At 58.8% G+C, this 22,934-nt stretch carries 20 protein-coding genes and 1 CRISPR repeat array; of the genes, 7 read left to right on the top strand and 13 right to left on the bottom strand.

Annotation, left to right across the window (positions count from 1 at the left end; translation table 11 throughout):
- Positions 1–440: 440 nt before the first annotated feature.
- From HEP82_RS12630 to HEP82_RS12610, 5 genes are all read left to right on the top strand, one after another.
- Positions 441–1,880, top strand: coding sequence for a circularly permuted type 2 ATP-grasp protein (locus HEP82_RS12630; RefSeq protein ID WP_192458411.1), 1,440 nt, complete (start codon positions 441–443; stop codon positions 1,878–1,880).
- The gene (locus tag HEP82_RS12625) at positions 1,874–2,803 is read left to right on the top strand and encodes an alpha-E domain-containing protein (protein ID WP_192458405.1); all 930 of its coding nucleotides are present in this window, start codon (positions 1,874–1,876) and stop codon (positions 2,801–2,803) included. Before HEP82_RS12630 ends, HEP82_RS12625 begins: the two co-directional genes overlap by 7 nt.
- Positions 2,800–3,621 (top strand): transglutaminase family protein, encoded by an 822-nt coding sequence (locus HEP82_RS12620; protein WP_192458404.1) that lies wholly within the window; start codon positions 2,800–2,802, stop codon positions 3,619–3,621. Before HEP82_RS12625 ends, HEP82_RS12620 begins: the two co-directional genes overlap by 4 nt.
- Before the next feature lie 27 nt (positions 3,622–3,648).
- Entirely contained in the window at positions 3,649–4,386 is a 738-nt protein-coding gene (locus tag HEP82_RS12615) for a proteasome-type protease (protein WP_192458403.1), read from the top strand.
- Between the two features lie 191 nt (positions 4,387–4,577).
- On the top strand, positions 4,578–5,873 hold the full coding sequence (locus HEP82_RS12610; protein ID WP_015855234.1) for an NCS2 family permease: 1,296 nt from the start codon (positions 4,578–4,580) through the stop codon (positions 5,871–5,873).
- Between the two features lie 106 nt (positions 5,874–5,979).
- Here the strand turns inward: HEP82_RS12610 and HEP82_RS12605 are convergent, their stop codons facing one another.
- The 5 genes from HEP82_RS12605 to HEP82_RS12585 all read right to left on the bottom strand — a co-directional run bounded on the left by HEP82_RS12605 (position 5,980) and on the right by HEP82_RS12585 (position 11,925).
- Entirely contained in the window at positions 5,980–7,569 is a 1,590-nt protein-coding gene (locus HEP82_RS12605; protein WP_192458402.1) for an ABC transporter ATP-binding protein, read from the bottom strand.
- Between the two features lie 2 nt (positions 7,570–7,571).
- On the bottom strand, positions 7,572–8,384 hold the full coding sequence (locus HEP82_RS12600; RefSeq protein WP_192458401.1) for an ABC transporter permease: 813 nt from the start codon (positions 8,382–8,384) through the stop codon (positions 7,572–7,574).
- 28 nt (positions 8,385–8,412) lie between these two features.
- On the bottom strand, positions 8,413–9,399 hold the full coding sequence (locus HEP82_RS12595; protein ID WP_192458400.1) for an ABC transporter permease: 987 nt from the start codon (positions 9,397–9,399) through the stop codon (positions 8,413–8,415).
- Positions 9,400–9,409: 10 nt separating this feature from the next.
- Positions 9,410–10,954: an ABC transporter substrate-binding protein gene (locus HEP82_RS12590; protein ID WP_192458399.1), complete on the bottom strand. Its 1,545-nt coding sequence runs from the start codon at positions 10,952–10,954 to the stop codon at positions 9,410–9,412.
- Positions 10,955–11,022: 68 nt separating this feature from the next.
- Positions 11,023–11,925: a homocysteine S-methyltransferase family protein gene (locus tag HEP82_RS12585; protein WP_192458398.1), complete on the bottom strand. Its 903-nt coding sequence runs from the start codon at positions 11,923–11,925 to the stop codon at positions 11,023–11,025.
- 367 nt (positions 11,926–12,292) lie between these two features.
- Here HEP82_RS12585 and nrdD point away from each other — a divergent pair, with 367 nt between their 5' ends.
- Positions 12,293–14,431, top strand: a complete 2,139-nt coding sequence (gene nrdD, locus HEP82_RS12580) for an anaerobic ribonucleoside-triphosphate reductase (RefSeq protein ID WP_192458397.1) — start codon at positions 12,293–12,295, stop codon at positions 14,429–14,431.
- A 158-nt stretch (positions 14,432–14,589) separates the two neighbouring features.
- Entirely contained in the window at positions 14,590–15,054 is a 465-nt protein-coding gene (nrdG, locus tag HEP82_RS12575) for an anaerobic ribonucleoside-triphosphate reductase-activating protein (protein ID WP_192458396.1), read from the top strand.
- A 64-nt stretch (positions 15,055–15,118) separates the two neighbouring features.
- On the opposite strand, the gene HEP82_RS12570 is transcribed toward nrdG, so the two are convergent.
- The 8 genes from HEP82_RS12570 to casA form a co-directional block, all read right to left on the bottom strand.
- Positions 15,119–15,568, bottom strand: a complete 450-nt coding sequence (locus tag HEP82_RS12570) for a YhbP family protein (protein WP_192458395.1) — start codon at positions 15,566–15,568, stop codon at positions 15,119–15,121.
- 262 nt (positions 15,569–15,830) lie between these two features.
- Positions 15,831–16,958: direct repeats of the CRISPR family, unit length 29 nt; unit sequence CGGTTTATCCCCGCTGGCGCGGGGAACAC.
- A gap of 84 nt (positions 16,959–17,042) precedes the next feature.
- Complete coding sequence (gene cas2e, locus HEP82_RS12565) at positions 17,043–17,336, bottom strand: type I-E CRISPR-associated endoribonuclease Cas2e (protein ID WP_015855239.1); 294 nt, start codon at positions 17,334–17,336, stop codon at positions 17,043–17,045.
- Complete coding sequence (cas1e, locus tag HEP82_RS12560; protein WP_192458394.1) at positions 17,333–18,256, bottom strand: type I-E CRISPR-associated endonuclease Cas1e; 924 nt, start codon at positions 18,254–18,256, stop codon at positions 17,333–17,335. Before cas1e ends, cas2e begins: the two co-directional genes overlap by 4 nt.
- Before the next feature lie 13 nt (positions 18,257–18,269).
- Entirely contained in the window at positions 18,270–18,917 is a 648-nt protein-coding gene (gene cas6e, locus HEP82_RS12555; RefSeq protein ID WP_192458393.1) for a type I-E CRISPR-associated protein Cas6/Cse3/CasE, read from the bottom strand.
- A complete protein-coding gene (cas5e, locus tag HEP82_RS12550; protein ID WP_192458392.1) occupies positions 18,917–19,654 on the bottom strand; it encodes a type I-E CRISPR-associated protein Cas5/CasD in 738 nt (245 codons plus the stop codon). Before cas5e ends, cas6e begins: the two co-directional genes overlap by 1 nt.
- A gap of 7 nt (positions 19,655–19,661) precedes the next feature.
- Entirely contained in the window at positions 19,662–20,723 is a 1,062-nt protein-coding gene (gene cas7e, locus HEP82_RS12545) for a type I-E CRISPR-associated protein Cas7/Cse4/CasC (RefSeq protein ID WP_192458391.1), read from the bottom strand.
- Entirely contained in the window at positions 20,720–21,379 is a 660-nt protein-coding gene (casB, locus tag HEP82_RS12540; RefSeq protein WP_192458390.1) for a type I-E CRISPR-associated protein Cse2/CasB, read from the bottom strand. The genes cas7e and casB overlap by 4 nt, the downstream gene beginning before the upstream one ends.
- Positions 21,372–22,907 carry a type I-E CRISPR-associated protein Cse1/CasA gene (gene casA / locus HEP82_RS12535; RefSeq protein WP_192458389.1) on the bottom strand — a complete coding sequence of 512 codons (1,536 nt, stop codon included), beginning with the start codon at positions 22,905–22,907 and terminating at the stop codon, positions 21,372–21,374. Before casA ends, casB begins: the two co-directional genes overlap by 8 nt.
- Positions 22,908–22,934: the final 27 nt, after the last annotated feature.

Here is a 22,934-nt window from a genome sequence, read left to right as displayed (position 1 = left end):
TAATCGTCTTAATCGTCTTAATCGTCTTAATCGTCTTAATCGTCTTAATCGTCTTAATCGTCTTAATCGTCTTAATCGTCTTAATCGTCTTAATCGTCTTAATCGTCTTAATCGTCTTAATCGTATCTATACGCTATAGCTCAGTAGCAGAGTAGAACATTAAATCGCAATACGCAACATTTTGTCGCAATGAATTTATTCAATATTGCTGGCTAATGTTGACTCAAATCCGGGCACCGCCTTCCCTACGTGGTGCAATCGCATTCATCATCGCACCATAAAATAGATCCAACGCCCGTTAATAAGGCAGACACGTCACTATTCGCACCACTATTGCGCAAATATCCCGCCATCCTTGCAATAATGGCGATATTTAGCACCATGGCATGGTTTTCGCATCTGTCGTTGTATCTTCGTCAAGCGGAATGCAGGAGATGACAATGATAAAAATGACGCTTCCTACCGCGCCTTACTACGATGAAATGCTCACCGCAGAAGGCCGGCAACGTCGGCACTACGATGCTTACTGGCAGTGGCTGCAACAGACCGACCAGCACGCCATTCGTCAGAAGAAAGAACAGGCGGAATTGCTGTTTCACCGGGTTGGCATCACCTTTAATGTATACGGCGAGGAGGGGGGAACCGAACGGCTGATACCGTTCGACAGCGTACCGCGCATCATCCCCGCCCACGAATGGCGCATGCTGGATCTGGGCATTCGTCAACGGGTCAAAGCCCTCAATGCCTTCCTCCATGATATCTACCACGATCAGCACATCCTCAATGCCGGTATCGTCCCCCGGGAACAGGTTCTGGCCAATGAGCAGTACCAACCCTGCATGCAGGGCGTCGATCTGCATAACAACATCTATGCCCATATCACCGGCATCGATATGGTACGCAACAGCGACGGTAACTATTACGTACTGGAAGACAACCTGCGTACGCCATCCGGCGTTTCTTACATGCTGGAAAACCGCAAAATGATGATGCGCCTATATCCGGACTTGTTCGCCAGCCAGCATATCGCGCCGGTGGAACGCTACCCGGGTTACTTGCTGCAAACACTGCGGGAAAGTACACAGGTGGACGACCCCACGGTCGTCGTAATGACGCCGGGCCGGTTCAACAGCGCCTACTTCGAGCACAGTTTTCTGGCCCAGCAGATGGGGGTCGAACTGGTGGAAAGCGCCGACTTGTTTGTCAAAGAAGGCGCTGTGTATATGCGCACGACCGAAGGCCCGTGCCGGGTGGATGTAATCTATCGCCGCATCGACGATGCCTTCCTTGATCCGCTGGCGTTTCGCGCCGATTCCATGCTCGGCGTACCGGGGCTGCTGTCGGTGTACCGTGCCGGCGGCGTGGTACTGGCCAACGCCATCGGCACCGGCGTGGCGGACGACAAGTCCATCTATCCCTACGTGCCGGAAATGGTTCGGTTTTACCTGTCGGAAGAGCCGATCCTCGGCAACATCCCCACCTGGCAGTGTCGCGATGAAAAAGATCTCGGCTATGTCCTGGCCAACCTCGGCAGCATGGTGGTGAAAGAGGTTCATGGCGCGGGCGGCTACGGCATGCTGGTGGGGCCAAAATCCACCCGGCAACAAATCGAAGACTTCCGTGAACGGCTGCTGGCGAATCCCAGCAACTACATCGCGCAGGAAACGCTGGCGTTATCCACCTGCCCGACCTTCGTTGAAGAAGGGCTGGCGCCGCGTCATATCGACCTGCGTCCCTTTGCGCTTTACGGCGAAGAGATCCGGCTGGTGCCCGGCGGGCTGACCCGTGTCGCGCTAACAGAAGGCTCGCTGGTGGTGAACTCCTCTCAGGGAGGCGGCACCAAAGACACCTGGGTGATGGAGGAGGACGAATCATGCTAAGCCGTACCGCCAGCGAACTGTACTGGATGGCCCGTTACCTGGAGCGCGCGGAGAGCTTCGCCCGTATTCTGGACGTGACCTACAAACTGTCGATGATGCCGCGACACAATCAACAACAGAACGATTTGGCGCTGCCGCTCAACCTGACGTTCACGCACGAACTGTTTCAGGCGCGCTATGCCCGTTTCACTATGAACAACCTACTGAATTTCTTCGCGCTGGACAGCCACAACCCTTGCAGTATTTACAGCTGCATCGAAATGGCGTGGAACAATGCCCACGCGGTGCGGGGCAGCCTCTCCTCCGAAGTGTGGGAGTGCGTCAACACCACCCGCATCGACATCCGCAACCTACGTCAGTCCGGGGTGGACAAGATCGGGATCGATGGATTTTTCGACTGGGTGAAAGAGCGTGCCCACCTGTTCCGCGGCGCCATGTTCGGCACGCTGTTACGCAACGACGCTCAGTGTTTTATCCGTATCGGCACCCTGATTGAGCGAGCCTTTGCCACCGCGCAGTTGTTGGTGGTGAAAGATCAACAGCTCAATAACGATCCGGATCCGGTACGCGAATACTATCGACTCGATACCCTGCTGCGCGCGGTCAGCGCCCGCGAGGCCTATCACAGCATCTACCGCCAGCCCATCAGCCGGGAAACCGTGACGGAATTGCTGGTGCTGCGCAACGATGTGCCCCGCTCGCTGCACGCCTGCGTCGGCGATCTGGTACAGCAGCTGGAAATGATCGGCAGCGCACGGGCTCGGGTGCCGCAGCGTCTGGCGCACCTGCTGCACGTTGAACTGCGCTTCGGCTCAATGGATGACGTACTGCAAGAGGAGTTGCAGCAGTACCTCAATCGTTTTTTAAGCAAAATCAATGAACTGGCTGACAGCATCCGCCAAACCTATCTGGAGGCGCTATGAAACTCATCATCAACCACCTGACGCACTATCGCTACGATGAAGAAGTGAAATTCAGCACCCAGTACCTGCGGCTGACGCCGAAAAGCTCCGCCGGCCAACAGATCAAAGACTGGAAACTGACGTTGCCTGCCTCGGCCGTAGCCACTACCGATGCCTACGGAAATCTGATGCACGTACTGACGCTGGATCACCCTCATCAGGACATCACCATTCATGCGCAAGGCGTGGTGGAGATCGCCGATAATCCTGATGAGGTGGTCGAAGAAGAGCATGAGCTGCTGTCGCCGTTGGTATTTTTACGTATTACCCCGCTGACCGACGCAGACAATGCCATCCGTGAGTTCGCCAAACGCTATTTTCGGGAGGACGCACCGGAGGAAAGCCTGAACCAGTTGATGGCGGAATTGCTACTGAAAATGCCGTATACTCCCGGCGCAACTCAGGTGCATGACTCCGCAGCCATCGCGTTTGCCGGCGAAAAAGGCGTTTGCCAGGATCATACCCACGTATTCCTGGCCTGCTGTCGCAGCCTGCGCATCCCGGCGCGCTACGTCAGCGGTTACGTCTATAGCCGGGATACCCGGCATGTCGCGATGCATGCCTGGGCCGAAGTCTGGCTGGAAGGACGCTGGCGCAGCTTCGACATTACCAATAAGACTCGCAAGCTCAGCCAGCATTTGCGGCTGGCGGTCGGGCTGGATTATCTCGACGCCTGCCCGGTACGCGGCAGCCGTTTGGGCGGCGGATGTGAAGAGATGTTTTCAGAAGCTGAGGTGAATCTGTTCGAGCGACAGCAACAGATACAGCAGCAGCAATAGCGCGAACTGTTAATCAAAGGGTGTTGTATGACCTACTGTGTGGCCATGCGTCTGTCCGACGGGCTGGTTTTTGCTTCCGATTCCCGCACCAATGCTGGCGTCGATCACATTGCAACCTTCCGGAAACTTCATGTGTTCCAGCAGGAGGGAGAACGGGTTCTGGTTATCCAGTCCGCCGGCAACCTGGCCACCACCCAGAGCATTATCAGTTTGCTGAGCGCCCGCATTCAGGCCGGGCATAGCCCGAACCTGATGCAGGTCGACACCCTGTACGACGCCGCCACACTGCTCGGCGATACTATCCGCGAAGTCATCCACCGCGACAGTCAGTCCCAACAAAACGGCAGTACCACTAATTTCGGCTGCAACCTGTTGTTAGGCGGCCAGATCGGTAGTGAGTCCCCCCGGCTGTTCCACATTTATCCCGAAGGCAACTTCATCGAAGCCACGTCGGACACCCCGTACTTCCAGATCGGCGAAAGCAAGTACGGCAAACCGATTATCGACCGCGTACTGACGATGAATACCTCGCTGGAACAGGCCATGTGTTGCGCGTTGATTTCCATCGACTCCACGCTGCGCAGCAACCTGTCTGTCGGCCTGCCGTTGGACGTGATGATTTACCGTACCGGCAGTTTTGATAGCAGCGAACAGCACCGCATCACCGAAAACGATCCCTACTTCGCCGCCATCCGCAAAGCCTGGTCTGAAGGGTTGGTCAATATCTTCCGCCAGTTGCCGCCGTTTCCGGCAGCGGGCGGCTGAGTCAACCTCGCTGACGTCCGGCACATTAATTGCTTTATGACAATGGCCGAAAAGCGGACAACGCAACATAATATGCCCCGCATATGCTGTTCCATAAAAACAATCGGCACGTATTTTGAAGGCAAACACGGCGCCCCAGCGCCTCGGCATCACTACGCACGAATCATCAGGCACTATTAGAGAGACAAAAAATGTTAGAAAAACTGTTCCAGCTCAAGGCGCACAACACCACGGTGCGTACAGAGGTCATCGCAGGGATCACTACATTCCTGGCAATGGCCTACATCCTGTTTGTGAACCCCACCATCCTCGGCGCCACCGGGATGGACAAAGGGTCGGTGTTCGTCGCCACCTGTCTGGCCGCCGCGATTGGCTCGGCATTGATGGGCTTTATCGCCAACTATCCGGTGGCGCTGGCGCCGGGCATGGGCCTCAACGCCTTTTTCACCTATACCGTCGTGTTACACATGGGCTATAGCTGGCAGATAGCGCTGGGTGCGGTATTCCTCTCCGCGGTACTGTTCTTCGCGCTGTCGCTGTTCAAAATCCGCGAATTGATCATCAACAGCATCCCGCTGCCGATGCGCTCCGCCATCGCCGCCGGTATCGGCCTGTTTCTGGCGCTGATAGCACTGGAAGGCGCAGGCATCGTGGTGGACAACCCGGCCACGCTGGTCGGCATCGGTGATCTGACCAAACCGGGCCCGCTGCTGGCGCTGCTGGGTTTCATCCTGATTGTGGTACTGGAAGCGCGCCGCCTGACCGGTGCAGTGCTGATCGGCATTCTGTGCATCACATTTATCTCGATGGGCATCGGTCTGACGCCATTCGGCGGTATCTTCTCCGCACCGCCGTCCCTCTCACCCACCTTCCTGCAACTGGATATCAAGGGCGCGCTTAACGTGGGTCTGATCAGCGTGATCTTCGCTTTCCTGTTCGTGGACGTGTTTGATAACACCGGTACGCTTATCGGCGTAACCCGCCGCGCCGGGCTGGTGGATGCACAGGGCAACAGCCCCAAAATGGGGAAAGCATTGGTTGCAGATAGCATGGCGGCGCTGTTCGGTTCGCTGCTGGGCACCTCCACCACCACCAGTTACGTCGAATCGGCGGCGGGCGTCAGCGCCGGCGGTCGTACCGGTCTAACCGCGCTGGTCGTGGCGGTGCTGTTCCTGCTGAGCCTGTTTTTCGCTCCGCTGGCCGGTAGTGTGCCGGTATACGCCACCGCACCGGCGTTGTTGTTCGTTGCCGTGCTGATGACCTCCGGTTTGGCGGAAATCGACTGGCGCGACGTTACCACCGCCGCCCCCGTGACCATCACCGCGCTGGCGATGCCGTTCACTTACTCTATCGCCAACGGCATTGCTCTCGGCTTCATCTCCTGGACGGTGATCAAACTGCTGAGCGGCCGCAAAAGCGAAGTCAACATCACGCTGGTGATTCTGTCCATCCTGTTTGTCATCAAACTGGGCTGGCTGAGCGCCTAACACGGCTCCGCTATTGCGCTCCTGGCCTTACGTCACCCCGACGTGGGCCGGGAGCCATCCGTCGCGGCTCACACAAAAATAGCAATACCGATAGACGCGATAGCACTTAGCCCGCAGCAGCACTGCTCATTACCTCCCGCAGCCAGCCACAGCGCATTTCCGGCACCGCCACCAACAGCTGGTGAGTATAGTCGTCCAACGGCGGCGATAAGGCTTCCGCCACCGCCCCTTGACGAATAATCTTGCCATGACGCAACACCGCCACGCTGTCCGCCACTTCCCGCACCACATGCAAATCGTGGGTGATAAACAGGTAGGACACACCGGTTTCCTGCTGGATCTGCCGCAACAATGCCAGCACCTCACGCGCTACCAATGGATCGAGCGCCGAGGTCGGCTCATCGCAGATAATCAGCGTCGGCTCCGCCGCCAGCGCGCGGGCGATACATACCCGCTGCTTTTGCCCGCCGGACAATGCGGCCGGGTAACGTTGTGCAATCTCCGTAGGCAGATCAACCTGCTGCAACAGTTCCCGAATGCGGGCCTGCCGCTGCGCTGCGCTGAGCGCGGTCAAACACACCATCGCCCGTTCTATCTGCACGCCAATCGGTAAACGGGGGTTCAGCGCGGTGTCCGGATGCTGGTGGATCATCTGCACCGCCCGCAGTTGGGCCCGCGTTCGTTGCGCCAGCGTTGGCGGCAGCGGAACGCCGTCCAACACCATCTCGCCGGCCGCAGGCGCCAGCAACCCGCACAGCGTGCGTCCCAGGGTGGATTTGCCGGAACCGGACTCGCCAATCACCGCCAGCGTCCGGCCGCGCGCCAGCCGCAGCGAAATATCCTGTAGCACCGGCTGTTGCTGGTAATGCGCCGCCAACCCACGCAGTTCCAGCAGCGTATCGCCCGACGCCGGACGGGGCTCTGCGGGCGTTCCCTGCGCCTCCAACAGGTGCCGGGTATACGCCTGTTGCGGATCGGCCAACAGTTGCGCCGTCGCGCTGGTTTCCACCTGCCGACCGTGGCGCAGAACCAGAATCCGTTGGCTCATCTGCGCCACCACCGCCAGATCGTGGCTGATGTACAGCGCCGCCACCCCGGAAAGACGAATCATCTCGTCGATCGCGTGCAATACACCGAGCTGGGTGGTGACATCCAGCGCCGTGGTCGGCTCGTCAAAGATAATCAGCTCCGGCCCGACGCACATCGCCATGGCGATCATCGCCCGTTGTAGCTGCCCGCCGGAAACCTGATGAGGATAGCGCCGGAAAAACGCGGCCGGTTCCGGCAACGACAGCTGTTCAAACAGCGTCAACGCCCGTGCAATCGCCTGTTGCCGCGGCAAAACGCCATGACGTACCGCCGCTTCAATCACCTGCTCGCCGATACGTTGCGCCGGGTTGAATGATGCGCTGGCAGACTGCGCCACATAAGCGATACGGCAACCGCGCACGTTGCGCAGCGACCGTCCCGACAGCGTCGTCAGGTCGGTACCCTGAAACCAGATCTGCCCACCGCTGATACGCATACCGTCGCGGCAGTGGCCGAGGATAGCCTGGCCGATCGTGGATTTCCCGGCGCCGGATTCGCCAATCAGCCCCAAAACCTCGCCTTTGTTCAGCGTAAAGCTAACGTCCTGCACCAGCACACGCTCACCGGCGCTCACCCGCAGTTGCTCCACGCGCAGCAATTCGTTCATCCTTATTCTCCCCGCCACTGGCGGCCATGGCGGTCCATCAGCCCATCAGCCACCGCGTTAAGCGACACCGCCAGCAGTGCAATCGCTGCCCCCGGCACCAACGCCGCCCAGACGCCGAACAGGATGCCGTCCTTGTTGTCGCGCGCCAGCCCGCCCCAGTCGGCGGTAGGCGGCTGAATCCCCAACCCCAGGAACGACAACGCCGATAAAAACAGCAGAATAAAAATGAAACGCAGCGCGAATTCCGCCGCCAGCGTGGTAAAAGCATTGGGCAGAATTTCACGCCACAGAATCCAGCCCATCGATTCACCGCGCATCCGCGCCACCTCGATAAACTCCTGCGCCGCGATATCCACCGCCAACGCACGGGACACCCGCAGCACGCGCGTCGCTTCCAATACGCCTAACACCAGAATGATGACCAGCGTGCTTTTCGGCAGCAATGCCAGCACCACCAGCGCCAGAATCAGCGTCGGGATCGCCATCAGTACATCATTGATGCGGGAAATCACCTGATCGACCCAACCGCCCTGAACGCCGGCCAAAAAACCCAGCAGCATCCCCAGCGCAAACGCCAGTGTCGCCGCCAGCGCCGTCACGCTCAGCGACGTGCGCGTGCCCCAGATTAGCCGCGACAGCAAATCCCGCCCCAAATTGTCGGTACCGAGCCAGGCTTGAGAGGTCGGCCCCAGCCAGGCGCCGCCCACCACCCGATCCGCCGGATAAGGCGCCAGCCAGGGGGCCAGCAGCGCGACGGCAATAAATACGCCCAGCCCCAACAGGCCGAGCACCACGGAAAATTTCACAGCAGGCATGCGTAGTTATCCACTCAGGAAGACAAAATTACCGCCGGGCATGACGCAGACGAGGATTAGCGATCAGCGCCACCACATCAGCCAGCAGGTTCAGCAGGATATAAATGGCGGCCAGCGCCAACGCACAGCTTTGAATCACCGGCATGTCGCGCTTGCTGATGCTATCGACCATGTACTGCCCTACGCCCGGATAGACGAACACGTTCTCGACGATCACCACCCCCACCATCAGATAGGCGAGATTCAGCACGATGACATTGATAATCGGCCCCCAGGCATTGGGCAATACGTGGCGTAACAGTATGGCCGAGGGGGAAAGCCCCTTCAGCAAGGCGGTATCGACATAAGCGGCATTCTGCGCGGCGATCAGCGCCGCGCGCGTCATATTGCTCATATGCCCCAACACCGCCAGCACCAGCGTCAAACCAGGCAACGCCACTGCGTTAAGGCGAGCGCCAAGCGGCATACCATCGCTGACGCTGCTGTTGCTGGGCAGCCAGAACAGGGTGATGGAAAAAATCAGGATCAGCAGATAACCGGAAAAAAACTCCGGTAGCGAGACCGCCACCCGGGTAAATAGATTCAGCAACCGGTCGAGCCAGCCGCCCTGAAAACGCACCGACAGAAAGCCGATCAGCAGCGCCAGCGGTACCGCGACGACCGCGCTGCAACCGGCCAAAAACAGCGAGTTCTCCAACCGGTAGGCCAACACCGGCGCGATACTCTGCCGGCTGGTGAAACTCCGGCCGAAATCGCCGTGCAGCATCCCGCCGAGCCAGGAAAGATAGCGGTGCCACGCCGGCTGATCCAGACCCAATTGTAGATTCAGCGCCTTCACCGCCGCTGGGGTAGCCGTCTGCCCCAGAATCGCGGTAGCGGCGTTGCCCGGCAGCAGTTGCACACCGGCGAAGATCAGCGCCGAGACCACCAACGCCATCGCTGCGCCGGCCAGTAAACGACGCAAAATCATCGTCGTAAGTGGGGAATGGCGCCCCCATCGGCGGGTTGTAGTCATGTTTTTACTCTCAGGCCAGCCACACTTTTTCCGCCGCACGGTTGCCGCTCAATGGGAAACCCGGGATGGCAGCAAGCCCTTTGACCTTATTGCTGCAGGCATCCAGCGCATCGGCATACAGCGGAATGATTTCACTGCCGTTTTCCACCAGCATGACCTGAATGTCGTGATAAATCTGGCGGCGCTTGTCCTCATTCGCTTCGGCACGGGCCGCCTGCACCAGTTGATCGAACGCGGCATCTTTCCAGGCGGATTCGTTCCACGGTGCCTGGCTGGTGAACACCAGCGACAACATGGCGTCCAGCGTCGGGCGCATCGACCAGTTGGACGACACGAACGGTTGCTTCATCCAGACGTTGTCCCAAAACGCATCATCCGGCACACGCTCCACCGCCAACGGAATACCGGCCTTCTGGGCCGATGCCTGGTACAGCTGACCGGCATCCACCGCGCCGGGGAAACCGGCATCCGCCACCGACAGCGTCAGCGGCCCGGCGAAACCGGCCTTCTGCCAGTGCCATTTGGCTTTTTCCGGATCATAAGGACGCTGCGGAATATCTTTGGCGAAATAACGGCTGGACGGAAAAACCGGGTGATCGTTGGCGATGCTGCCGTAACCACCCAGCACCGTGTCGAGGATTTGTTGGCGATCGATAGCGTATTTCAACGCCAATCGACCGTCCGGCGAAGTGAACGGCGCCACATTGCCCAAACCGGGGAAGGTGAAGATCTGGCTGTCCGGCGCACGCAGCAATTGCAGCGTCGGCATATTTTTGATCCGCCCGACGATACGCGGGTTGACGCGGTTGATCAGATGCACCGACCCGCTGACCAGCGCCGCAACGCGCGCGGTGGAATCGTTTATCGCCAGCGTCTCCACGGAGTCCACATGGCCACGTTCGCTGTTCCAGTAGTTGGGGTTGCGTTTCACCAGTGTTCGCACGCCCGGCTGAAAACTTTCCAGAATAAAGGCGCCGGTGCCGATCCCTTTATCAAAGCTTTCGTTCTCCGCCGTAATGGCGAAATGCACATCGCTCAGCAGCGCGATGAATTCCACGTTCGGTTCGTTCAGACGCAGAGTGATCTGGTGGCTGTCGCTGGCTTCTAGCGCCGTGACCGGATCCAGATAGCCCTTGACGGAAGAGGTGGATTTTTCACCACGGTGATGGTTCAGCGAATAGATCACGTCTTTGGCCGTCAACGGACGTCCGTCGTGGAATTGCACGCCCTTACGCAGATTGACAATCCAGGTACGGCCGCCGTCCTTGCTTTCCCAGGACTCCGCCAGCGATGGCGACAACTCACCGTTTTCACCCAGTTCCAGCAGGTTGTTGAACAGTTGGGAACCAACGAAATACATGTAGGTTTCAGTCCAGAACGCCGGATCCAGCCGGTCGGTACTGGAGGCATTGTCCACGCCGACGATCAGATGGCCGCCCTTTTTGGGTTTTTCATTAGGGTTATCTGCGCCCCAAGCCGTTCCCAGCGGCCAGCCGACGGTAGCGGCGGTCACGGACAGCGCCGCGGCGCTCTTGATAAAATGACGACGATTCATGGGTGTTCCTTATTATCTGTTTTTTTCATCCTGCCGGGATGTGTCTTATCGCGTGTGAAGAGCAGAAATCACGGGCGCAACGCCTGGGACAGCCGGGCGATATGCTCTGGGCCGATGCCGCAACACCCGCCCACCAACGTCGCCCCTTGCACCACCCACTCCTGCGCCCATTGCAGATAGCCTTCCGGGTTGGTATCGGCACGCAGACGACTCAACCCTTCGTTGGCACCGCGCTGGTTGTCCTGCGGCTCAAACGCATTCGCATACACCCCGATGCCGACATCGGTGGAATGCGCTCGCAACACAGCCCCGGCCTGCGCCACGGCAGGCGCCATCACTTCCGGGCGGCTGCAGTTGAACAGCAGGTTCGCCGCGCCCAGTTCTATCGCCGCCTGCGCCGCCGCGGTCACGGTTTCGCCGGAACGCAGACGCGCATGCCCCTGTTCATCCAGCTCATCCTGCAAGGTAAAGGAGATCCACAGCGGTCGAGCGTCGTTAGCCAGCAGCCGGTGCACCAGCGCCACTTCCGCCAGCGAGCTTTGCGTTTCCGCCAGCCAGACATCCACCCATGGCGACAGCGCGTCGATCAATGTTTGCAGAATCGGCGCCGCGTCTTCGGCGACAAACAAGTCAGGGCGATAGGATCCCAACACCGGCGGCAATGACCCGGCCACCTGTACCGGGTGCGCCGCCGCGTCCGCCGCCTGCCGGGCCAATTCGCCGGCCAGCCGCGCCAGTTCGTGACCGCGCGTCTGGAATACTTCGTCGCCGATATGGAAAGGCACCACGGCATAGCTGTTAGTGGTGATCACCTGAGCTCCCGCAGCGATAAAGCTGTCATGCACCTGACGCACATGCTGCGGCGACTCCATCAACGCCAGCGCCGACCATTCCGGTTGGCGGAACGGCGCGCCAATCCGAGCCAGCTCACGCCCCATTCCTCCATCCAGGATCACAACGTGCTCCGCCATCATTTTTCCTTATTCGTATCGGGTTTTTCCGCCACCATACAAAAAGCACATCTGGATGTCTAGATGCCTTTATAGCTAAACAGCATTTATCGCCGGACGGGGCGTGTCGTCTGACCTCCGGGATAATCGACTATTTTTTCGCCTAATCGTTTTGTCTCCGAGATAAATTTTTCTTTGCGCTATATCAATCTTGAAGCAATAAAAGTCGACACACCACTGGCGGGAATCAATATATAGTGTCTACCCTTTTATTGGATGCCCATATGTAGTGTTTATCCACAAAAACATCCACAGCCCCCGCATCCCTTGCCAGCAGCGGCTTCTGCCTGTGGATAACATCAACGAAGGAAGAACACCGAGGAATAACATGAAACCAGTAGTGATTAAACGGGACGGTTGCCAGGTACCTTTTGATGAAAATCGCATCAAAGACGCCGTGCTCAAGGCAGCGCAGGCCGCAGACGTGGACGATGCGGACTACTGTGCAACCGTGGCCTGTGCCGTCGCTCAGCAAATGCAGGGAAAAGCGCGTGTTGATATCCGCGAAATCCAGAATGCAGTGGAAAACCTGCTGATGTCCGGCCGTTACAAACAGCTGGCGCGCACCTATATCGAATACCGCCACGATCGCGATGTCGCACGCGAGCGTCAGGGCCGACTGAATCAGGAAATCCAGGGTTTGGTCGAACAGAGCAACATGGCGTTGCTCAATGAAAACGCCAACAAAGACAGCAAAGTCATCCCGACCCAGCGCGACCTGCTGGCCGGTATCGTCGCCAAACACTACGCCAAACAGCATATTCTGCCGCGCGATGTGGTACTGGCCCATGAACGCGGCGAGATCCACTATCACGATCTCGACTACTCCCCGTTCTTTCCCATGTTCAACTGTATGTTGATCGACCTCAACGGCATGCTGACCGGCGGTTTCAAAATGGGCAACGCGGAGATCGAGCCGCCGAAATCCATCTCCACCGCGACGGCGGTGACGGCCCAGATTATCGCGCAGGTGGCGAGCCACATTTACGGCGGCACCACCATCAACCGTATCGACGAAATTCTGGCGCCGTTCGTCACCGCCAGCCACGAGAAGCATAAGGCGGTCGCGCGTGAATGGAACATTCCGGATGCGGAAGGCTATGCCCACAGCCGTACCGAAAAAGAGTGTTACGACGCTTTCCAGTCGCTGGAATACGAAGTCAACACGCTACACACCGCCAACGGCCAGACCCCGTTCGTCACCTTCGGTTTTGGGCTCGGCATCAGTTGGCAGTCGCGGCTGATCCAGCAGTCCATCCTGCGCAACCGCATCGCCGGTTTGGGCAAGAACCACAAAACCGCCGTCTTCCCGAAACTGGTGTTCGCCATTCGCGACGGCGTCAACCACAAACCGGGCGACCCGAATTATGACGTCAAACAACTGGCGCTGGAGTGCGCCAGCAAACGCATGTACCCGGATGTTCTGAACTACGACCAGGTGGTGGACGTCACCGGTTCGTTCAAAACCCCGATGGGCTGCCGCAGCTTCCTGGGCGTTTATGAAGAAAACGGCCAGCAAGTGCACGACGGCCGCAATAACCTGGGCGTGATCAGCCTCAACCTGCCGCGCATCGCGCTGGAAGCGAAGGGCGACGAAGCCCGCTTCTGGAAGCTGCTGGATCAACGCCTGGAACTGGCGAAAAAAGCACTGATGACCCGTATTGCCCGGTTAGAAAATGTAAAAGCCCGGGTAGCGCCTATACTTTATATGGAAGGGGCCTGTGGCGTGCGTCTGAAAGCGGACGACAACATCGCTGATATTTTCAAAAACGGTCGCGCCTCCATTTCGCTGGGCTACATCGGCGTTCACGAAACCATCAATGCGCTGTTCGGCACCGAGGTACACGTATTCGACGATGCCACGCTACGGCAGAAAGCGGTGGCGATTGTCACCCGCCTGAAGGCCGCCACCGAAAGTTGGAAAGAAGAAACGGGTTACGGTTTCAGCCTTTACAGTACGCCGAGCGAAAATCTGTGCGACCGTTTCTGCCGTTTGGATACCGCCGAGTTCGGCGTGGTGCACGGCGTTACGGACAAAGGCTACTACACCAACAGCTTCCACCTTGATGTGGAGAAGAAGGTGAACCCTTACGAGAAAATTGATTTCGAAGCCCCTTATCCGCCGCTGGCTAACGGTGGTTTTATCTGTTACGGCGAATATCCAAACCTGCAGCATAACCTCAAGGCGCTGGAGGACGTGTGGGATTACAGCTATAACCGAGTGCCTTACTACGGCACCAACACGCCCATCGACGAGTGCTACGAGTGTGGTTTTACCGGTGAATTCGACTGCACCAGCAAAGGGTTCACCTGCCCGCAATGCGGCAACCACGATTCGGCGCGCGTCTCCGTCACCCGTCGGGTATGCGGTTATCTGGGCAGCCCGGATGCACGTCCGTTCAATGCCGGGAAGCAGGAAGAGGTCAAGCGCCGGGTGAAACACCTCGCCAACGGCCAACTGGGCTGACGACCCGCGACAGGCATGGCTACCGCCGCGCCTGACAACGCAAGCCGGCTGACGCAACATCGCATCAGCCGGGGCTTCGCGCCTGATGGCGAGCAGCCAGCCTGTAATCTTGTGCTTATTGCCGTCGCCTGCCGACGGCTGAATGAACGGTAACGTGTATGAACTATCACCAATACTATCCCGTTGACGTGGTGAACGGCCCCGGAACCCGCTGCACGCTGTTTGTTTCCGGTTGCGAACACCAATGCCACGGTTGCTATAACCAGAGCACCTGGCGTCTGAACTCAGGCCATCCCTTCACTCCGGAGCTGGAAGACCGCATTATTGCGGATCTGCAAAGCACCACCATTCCCTTGCAGGGCATTTCCCTCTCCGGCGGCGATCCGCTGCATCCGCAAAACATCCCGGAGATACTGCGGCTGGTACGACGCATCCGCGCCGAATGCCCCGGTAAGGATATCTGGATGTGGACGGGCTACCGCATGGACGAACTGACGCCGGAGCAGAAGGAAGTGGTTGATCTGATTAACGTGCTGGTGGACGGCAAGTTCGAGCAAGAACTCCGGGATTTGACGCTGGTCTGGCGCGGCAGCCGCAATCAGGTGATTCACCATCTGCGCTAAAGCGCCCGTCATCCTCGGCACAGTGAGGTATCGCTGTGCCGTAAACACCGGCGCAAGTGATCCGTTATATCGACCCCGCAGGCTCCCGGCGCCACAGATGTTTTTTGCCGAACCCTAGCGCATTGTCCGTCATTTTGATCTCATCAAGCGACAGCTTCCAGATCGGCGCTGAGATACTGCGGGCCACGGGAAAACGCGCATTGTAACGATTGCGTGCGATGGTTTCCTCTTCGCCGGTCAAACGGGAAATTTCCCCGACAAATTGCACCCCTCTGACCAACAAAACACTTTTGGGCTGGCCATTCACCGTACCGGCCACACGCGGCTGACGCAGCATAATACTCGCATGGCGCGTTTCTATTTCAGTCATCAGAAAAAACGCCACCTGAGCCTCGTCAAACACATAAAAACAGTTGGCGCACCATAACGCGCTATTGTCGCTGACACACAGCGTCAAAACATGCAACTTCTTCAGATAGCGGGAAATAATTCCCAAGACATTATCTGCTTCCACGGCTTATTCCCCCAGTGGATCGTCGTAGACCCATAACCGACCGATGCATCAGTTCAATTATCTCGGACTGCACATAATGCCATTTCCCGACCTAAATACAGACCGATAAAACGTGTCATTGCGCACACTCTCTATGAAAAACACCTAACAACTCGCACAAAGCACCATTCGGCACACCTTAATCCCATAAATGAAATATGGGTTTAGAATTCTACCGGCACGGGGAACACTAAAAACTGCGCAACATAGTAAGCTGCAATCGCGGTTTATCCCCGCTGACGCGAGGAACACCTACCGTCACGCTGGATAGTACCGAAGTTGTTCGGTTTATCCCCGCTGGCGCGGGGAACACGTCTATCTGGAGCATTACCGTGAACAGCAGCGCGGTTTATCCCCGCTGGCGCGGGGAACACGAGCCACCACCCCGGCGCGCGTTCGCCTTTCTCGGTTTATCCCCGCTGGCGCGGGGAACACGCGCGTAACAATGTATGAATCTGCCGAACCGCCGGTTTATCCCCGCTGGCGCGGGGAACACCAACTGGCCGCAGAACTCGTTGTTGGTTGGTCCGGTTTATCCCCGCTGGCGCGGGGAACACGATTTGTCCCCGGTAGGAGTCCCCGGCTGATTCGGTTTATCCCCGCTGGCGCGGGGAACACGGATCTAAGAAATCCGACGGTTCCAATGCATACGGTTTATCCCCGCTGGCGCGGGGAACACTTTTCCCAACCGGGAATTTTGAGGAGCAACTACGGTTTATCCCCGCTGGCGCGGGGAACACCAAAACACAGCCCGCACGCTGACAGAGTGCGACGGTTTATCCCCGCTGGCGCGGGGAACACCCAGACGGAAACTGAGGCGGCGACGCACGGTGTCGGTTTATCCCCGCTGGCGCGGGGAACACATGATGCAGCGCAATATGGCGGCTACGCATGGCGGTTTATCCCCGCTGGCGCGGGGAACACACCAGCAGGTTCGAATTTACTGGTATCGATGCCGGTTTATCCCCGCTGGCGCGGGGAACACAGTATGCATTGTCCGCGCCGGGCCATACATTGCGGTTTATCCCCGCTGGCGCGGGGAACACAGTATGCATTGTCCGCGCCGGGCCATACATTGCGGTTTATCCCCGCTGGCGCGGGGAACACCATACAAGGGCGCGACAGCGGCGTATTCGGCCCGGTTTATCCCCGCTGGCGCGGGGAACACTGTATATATTCACCCTCGTCTGGGTCCCAAATCGGTTTATCCCCGCTGGCGCGGGGAACACAGTAATCAAACAGCAGATCATGATCAGCCGCGCGGTTTATCCCCGCTGGCGCGGGGAACACCCAGCATTACAGCGTTTCGTTCTGCCTCGTAGCGGTTTATCCCCGCTGGCGCGGGGAACACTCTAAAAGTATATACCTGTTTTATAAGGCATTTTAAAGGCAATAAAATTCCACCGATTTTTCCCGGTTGTTAAAGAGCACTAACTCATTGATTTTCAACAGGGTGAAAAGAGACTAATCGCAGTCCGTCGAGATCCACCGGCATCCGGCGGTTTTCACCGAAGGTTTGGAACTCGAAACCGGACTCAGTATTGGTGGCCCAAGCCATCACCACATTGCCTTGTTCCGCCAGTTCCACCACCTGCTGCCAGATCATTTCCCGAATCCGCCGTGAGGTGTCGCCCACATAAACCCCGGCACGCACCTCCAGCAGCCAGACCGCCAGTCGGCCGCGCAAGCGCGGCGGTACATTTTCCGTGACCACCACCAACATGCTCATGCGCCATGCCCCCGGTGCCCGGCATCGCCAAACGGCGTCGGTTCGGGAATGGCCGGTGGTTGCGCGTCCGGCGGTGCCTGCGGCGGCTCAATCTCACCGGCGGCCAGCACGTCCTCAATCAATGGAATCAGTTTGGCCAGCGTTTGCTGGCTACGGAAAATATCGCGACAGGCGACCCGCACCTCGCGATCCGGCTCCAGCGGGTTCCGGGCCGCGATCTCGAACGCTTTGGGTACCACGCCATCGAACTTGATGATGTCGGCAATATCGTAAACAAACGACAACGGCTTACCGCTGTGGATAAAGCCAATGGCGGGCGCGTAACCTGCCGCCAGTATCGCCGCCTCGGTAATACCGTAGAGGCAGGCGGTGGCGGCGCTGATACACTGGTTGACCTTGTCGCCACGCGCCCAGTCTTTCGGATCGTAGCGACGGCCATCCCATTTCACGCCGAACTGCTTCGCCAGCAGGCTGTAAGTCTGGCGTACCCGTGCGCCTTCAATGCCGCGCAGTTGCTCCACTGAGCGGCGGCTCGGCGCCGGTTCGCCAAAACGCAGTTCGAACATGCGTCGCACCACTTTCAGCCGCAGCTCTTCATCCAACGCCAGCTTCGCCTGATACAACAACCGGTCGGAACGCGCGCCGCCCGGTTGTCCAGCGGCGTACAGCCGCACCCCGGCCTCGCCCACCCACACCAGCAGCGTGCCGACGGTCGCCGCCAGCTTGGCTGCCGCATGGGAGACGCGCGTGCCCGGCTCCAGCATAATGCAAGCCACCGAACCGACCGGAATGTGGGTACGCACGCCGGTTTTGTCGATCAACACAAAAGCGCCGTCCACCACGTCAATCTGCCCGTATTGCAGAAAAATCATCGATGTACGGTCTTTTAACGGGATCGGGCTAAGCGGAACAAACGACATGGCAACCTCCCGCTCAGGCCCGACGTAGCAACAGCAGCCCGCACCCCAGCGCCCGGCTTTTCCCCAGCCCCTGGCTCACCGTCTCGGCAAAGCGCTTCGCGTCGGTGATACGCAGTAAGCCGTCAAAGTCCACCGAACTAAAACTGACCGGCCCGCTCTGCTGCGGTTTATACAACCGATGGCGTTGATAACCATCAACGCGACAGGCATGCACCGCAAACCCGCCGCGTTCACCCTGCCTAACCAGCCAGTCGACGGCGGCCTGCTGTTGGCGCGGCCAAATTTCCGCCTTGTCCGCACCCTGCGCTTTGGCGTGATATTTGGCGTCCATCAGCACATCGCACCGCTTTTCCTTGCGCGTCACCACCGGATTGGCGCGCAGGGAAAACGCCAGTTGCATCCCGGCGCTCAATTGCGGTTGCCAGGGTTTGGTTTCCACCACCAACAGGTTGTGATCCTGGCGGGGCGCACAAGCCGAGAGCAGGTAATAGCGGCTAAGCGTCGCATGGTCGTCTTGCCGAAACAGAAAGCCGCGCGCCCCTTCTTGCGGGAACAGTTGCCACAACCACTGGTGGCTTGCATAGACCGGCGTAGTCTGCCATTTCTCCGCCATGACCGACGGCAGCGCCGCCGGTTGCAGCGTGACCCGGGAAAAAAACATTACCGACCTCCTTTCAGCACGCCGTGGCGCTGTATCCGCGTGGTGAACTGCCAGCGCCGACGGCTGGCCGGCTGGTCGCCGCGCACCACCTCCAGAACGACGCCTTCCACCTCGACCTCTTCGCCCGCTTCCCAGTAGCAACTGCCGTCCGGCTGATTGATGAACGCCAGCGCCGGTTCATTGAGCAACGGCGTAGCGTTAACCTGTTGCCACACCTCAGCCAATGATCCGTGCAACAGATGCGGCGCCAGCGGCAACGCCAGCGGGCAACTTTTACGGCCGAGATACAACGGGAACACCGGGGTTCGCAGAGCATCGGCCAATTGCGAAAGCGTGACGGGCGCACCGTCGGTGGCGCTCACCGCCACGTGGTAATACGCATCGCAGCGGTATTCACGGGCGGTCAGCAGCGTTTCCAGCCCTTGTTCCGGGTCAGAGCACAGTTCATCACGCCGGGTATAACGCACCCGTTTGCGCTCTTCACGCGGCATCTGCACGGTATGGTAATCCCGCAGCCACCCCTCCCGGCGGGACAATGCCCTTACGGCAAAACGGTAGTGCGCGTTAAACTGCGCCAGCCGCTCCTCTTCGTCACGCCGGATACCCAGCGCGGCCGCCAGCAATCCCAGCAACGCCGAACGGCTCGGCACCGGCGAAGTATGACGCACTTCGCCTACCGCCGGTTCCCCCCAGGAGGCCAGCGGCGCATAGAGCTGAAACACCAGATATTCTGTCATGCCGGCCTCACTGGCTGATGAAATCCAACAGTTGCGGCAGGTTGCCGACACCGGCTTCGATATCCATCACGCAGTCGGTCATACCGTCGGCACCATATGCGCGATTGAACTTCTCCTGTTGGTTTTTCAGCGCGGTGATGGCTGTCTCCAGCGGTTCAGCGCTGCGCACCGGTTTGAAGAATGCCACCGACAGCGCACGCGGCTGCGCCGACCCTCGCTCCGCCAGCACGTAAGAGGCATAGGCACGGGATGCGAAGCTGTTCTGTTTGCCGGTGGGCGACACGGTGAGCGCGGTTTCCCCCAGCGCCCGCAACGTGCGCTGTACCAGCGCCTCGTCCCCGCCCAGATTTTCCAGCAACCGATCCCGGTCGATGCAGATGTATTGATAAAACAACGCCGAGGCAAACCCCTGCTCACCCATGTGACCAGAACCACTGTTGTCATCACCAGTGTTAAGGTCATCAACCGCGGTGAAAAAGTCATCCTCCACCGTGACCGCGCTGACGCCCAGCGCGTGCGCCACCTGACAAGCCGCTTCCACATTGAACTCCGGGCTGGAAGCCAGCATACGGCCGAACAGCGCGATGTCGACGCTCGCGACCTCTTTGCGCAGCAGCTTCAGCTCTTCGCTGTTGGGTTCGCGGGGCTCGTCAATCAGTGTCGCCACCAGTTGGTCTATATGCGCCCGTTCCGGCACGCTGATGTGCGCCAGTTGCTCGATGTCGAACTTCTCCAGCGGGTCGGAACTGTTTTTCTCTTCTTTCTTCAGCTTGCCGAACTGCCCAGCAATCTTCTTCGCCGCTTCCTCGGCAATTTTCGTTGCTACGCAACCATCAATCAGTTGCTGATAAACCTCACGCCCCAGCCGCCGGGTGCGCTTGCCGATATGCTCGCCCAATGCGTTTTCAAATACGTCGGACGTGCGCCAGGCGCGCTTCAGGCTTTGGGAGGATACCCGTAACCGTTCTACCCCGCCGACCAGTGCGGTTTTCGGGCGGCCGGTATCGTCACGGTTGAGGTTGGCGGGCGCGTAAGCGGTCAAAAAATGCAATTGAATAAAGGTGGTCATACCGGTTCCTTATTATCGTCCGATGGGTTTCCATTAACCGCTTCAGGCTCTGGCGGCAGCGAATCCGGCGCCGGTTCCTGAGTTTTCTGGTTGTATTCGCACGCCCAGCGAACGGCGTTGCGTTTTAGCGGATTAGGTTGTATTGCCAGGTTGTGCTGCCGGGCCTGCCATTCATCCATCCACAGCAAGATGCCATCCGCCAGCGACGGCAGATTAACGCCGTCACGGCCGCGGATCCTGACTGCTCGAATCAACAGACGGCATAACTCTTCCGGTGTTTGCGCCCGTAACAGCCGTTCAAAACGCAGTTCGGACAGGTAGCGGCGGTCACTGCCCGCAGTCACCGGTTGCCCCAGTTGTGCGGCGAAACTTTTCTTGTCGTCGTTTCCATCGGCATGGGCCGCCACGGCGGCAAATATCGCCACCGCCAACAGGCGATGTTCCTTATTGCCAATCACCCCGGCCAGCCTATTCGACAGCCGCATAAACCCCTGACAGGTGAGCGCGCCATAAGGGGCGGCGGCGCGCCGCAACGCCGCCCGCTCAGCTCGTCCGTTGTAGTTGTCGTTATATCGGTTCTGTAATTCACTGAACCAGATACCAATTTCCCTCGCCGCGGGTGAGTCTATCACCAGCGTTGCTGCGGTATTACCCATTTGCCGACACCTCCTGTGGTTGTAATGCCTTCAATTTTTTTATCGATTTCTGGCCATAGAACAGCTTCACCATCTCGCTGCGCGCTTCTACCGCGCGCGTCAAATCCCCCTGCTGATCCGGGTTGCCGAACGTGAGGCGATCGAAGGTACCGATCAGGTACATATAGAGCTGATTTCGCCAGGCGTTAAGCGCCGCAATCGGGCAATTCCCCCCGGCAATAGAACGATAGAGCTGCCGGAAAAACTGTTCGGTTTCCTGCCAGAACGACACATCGATAACACTAAAATCGCCGCCCACGTCTTTCGGTCGGCTGAACCAGGCGGCTTTCACCGACTGGCGCAGCAGTTGCTGGGCGTCGTGCGCCATCTGCACGCCCAGCGGCAGGTAATCGCGCACCGCTGGGGTGATATCTTTCCACACCGGCACGCGATGTTCGTACCAACAACGGGCTTTCATGTTGTCCATGTCGTAACCGAAGCACCACAGCCCGACCTTATGACGCAACGGCAAACGCTGCTGATTGAGGCGCACCGCCTGGGCAGGCAGCGTCTGGTTAAGCGCGTCTTGCGAGCCGATCACCAGCCCCAGCCAGTCGCGGTAGGATAATCCGCCCGGCTGGCCTTTTACCGACAGCAACAGGCCGTCTTTATTCGACTGACGATACGGCGTCAGCGGGTGCTGCCAGTGTTCGTACTGTACGCCGTAGTTTTTGGTGCGGTAGTGCGTCAGCAGATGGTCGGATTTATCGCCGCACAGGTCGCAACGCCCGGACTCGGTGTGACTGAAATCCAGCTCGATACGGCGCGGCATGCCCCAGAACGCCTGCAACCGATGCGCGTTTTCCGGCGTCACCTTGTCTTTATCACCTTCGCTGGTGCGGGTGGCGGCCAGCCAGGGGAAGACGTCGGCTTCGCAGCGGCCTCGCTCGTCAGAGGTGACGTTAGCCCACAGTTTGCGCCACAGCGGCACCGGCGTATGTGCATCGTAAGGCATCAGCAGTGTGGTAATCGGGCCGCCGCCGCGCACCCCGACCCGGTGGCCGACGCCGCCCGACGGCGCATTGGTTTGCAATGTGTAAAGCGCCAGCGCGGCGCAGTGCGGGCAGATGGCGCTCACCGCATCGCGTTTGACGAAGTGGTCTTTGTTGAGTTTGAGAGTGTTGCCGCCCGGCGCGTCGATCAACAAACCGGCAATCGGGCTGTTGTCGGCATCCAGCGATGAGAAATCCTGCATAAACGCCGGCTTGTCGGCACCGAACTGGAGCGCAGGCGCCAGACCGTCCAGTGCCTGTATCCAGCCGTCGCCCAGCCCATCGCGCCAGATATCCTCCCACTCTTCCTCATCCGCTGGGGCATAAGCGGTTTGCAATAGGCCGATCAGCAGTTGCCAGGCGGCGCCCTGAAAATCGGGCCGTGGACACGCCAGATCGATAATCCGGTCATCGGCCAGTTGCCGTGGAGAAATGCGAGTACGGTGTCCATCCGCACCCACTACAAGTAACCAGGGTGTGTCAATCAGTGAAAACATGAACCTACCTCTTCAGTAAGGCCTCAT

The organism is Musicola keenii (assembly GCF_014855505.1).
Classification (GTDB): Bacteria; Pseudomonadota; Gammaproteobacteria; order Enterobacterales; family Enterobacteriaceae; genus Musicola; species Musicola paradisiaca.
The sequence above is the reverse complement of the archived record's forward strand: the minus strand, read 5'-3'. Positions and strand labels throughout refer to the sequence as shown.

Coding starts and splice junctions, on each gene's coding strand:
- HEP82_RS12605 (WP_192458402.1), bottom strand. CDS start 7,569: ATGAACGAATTGCTGCGCGTGGAGCAACTGCGGGTGAGCGCCGGTGAG.
- nrdD (WP_192458397.1), top strand. CDS start 12,293: ATGAAACCAGTAGTGATTAAACGGGACGGTTGCCAGGTACCTTTTGAT.
- nrdG (WP_192458396.1), top strand. CDS start 14,590: ATGAACTATCACCAATACTATCCCGTTGACGTGGTGAACGGCCCCGGA.
- HEP82_RS12595 (WP_192458400.1), bottom strand. CDS start 9,399: ATGACTACAACCCGCCGATGGGGGCGCCATTCCCCACTTACGACGATG.
- cas6e (WP_192458393.1), bottom strand. CDS start 18,917: ATGTTTTTTTCCCGGGTCACGCTGCAACCGGCGGCGCTGCCGTCGGTC.
- casA (WP_192458389.1), bottom strand. CDS start 22,907: ATGTTTTCACTGATTGACACACCCTGGTTACTTGTAGTGGGTGCGGAT.
- HEP82_RS12610 (WP_015855234.1), top strand. CDS start 4,578: ATGTTAGAAAAACTGTTCCAGCTCAAGGCGCACAACACCACGGTGCGT.
- cas5e (WP_192458392.1), bottom strand. CDS start 19,654: ATGACAGAATATCTGGTGTTTCAGCTCTATGCGCCGCTGGCCTCCTGG.
- HEP82_RS12585 (WP_192458398.1), bottom strand. CDS start 11,925: ATGGCGGAGCACGTTGTGATCCTGGATGGAGGAATGGGGCGTGAGCTG.
- cas7e (WP_192458391.1), bottom strand. CDS start 20,723: ATGACCACCTTTATTCAATTGCATTTTTTGACCGCTTACGCGCCCGCC.
- casB (WP_192458390.1), bottom strand. CDS start 21,379: ATGGGTAATACCGCAGCAACGCTGGTGATAGACTCACCCGCGGCGAGG.
- HEP82_RS12620 (WP_192458404.1), top strand. CDS start 2,800: ATGAAACTCATCATCAACCACCTGACGCACTATCGCTACGATGAAGAA.
- cas2e (WP_015855239.1), bottom strand. CDS start 17,336: ATGAGCATGTTGGTGGTGGTCACGGAAAATGTACCGCCGCGCTTGCGC.
- HEP82_RS12615 (WP_192458403.1), top strand. CDS start 3,649: ATGACCTACTGTGTGGCCATGCGTCTGTCCGACGGGCTGGTTTTTGCT.
- HEP82_RS12590 (WP_192458399.1), bottom strand. CDS start 10,954: ATGAATCGTCGTCATTTTATCAAGAGCGCCGCGGCGCTGTCCGTGACC.
- cas1e (WP_192458394.1), bottom strand. CDS start 18,256: ATGTCGTTTGTTCCGCTTAGCCCGATCCCGTTAAAAGACCGTACATCG.
- HEP82_RS12625 (WP_192458405.1), top strand. CDS start 1,874: ATGCTAAGCCGTACCGCCAGCGAACTGTACTGGATGGCCCGTTACCTG.
- HEP82_RS12600 (WP_192458401.1), bottom strand. CDS start 8,384: ATGCCTGCTGTGAAATTTTCCGTGGTGCTCGGCCTGTTGGGGCTGGGC.
- HEP82_RS12630 (WP_192458411.1), top strand. CDS start 441: ATGATAAAAATGACGCTTCCTACCGCGCCTTACTACGATGAAATGCTC.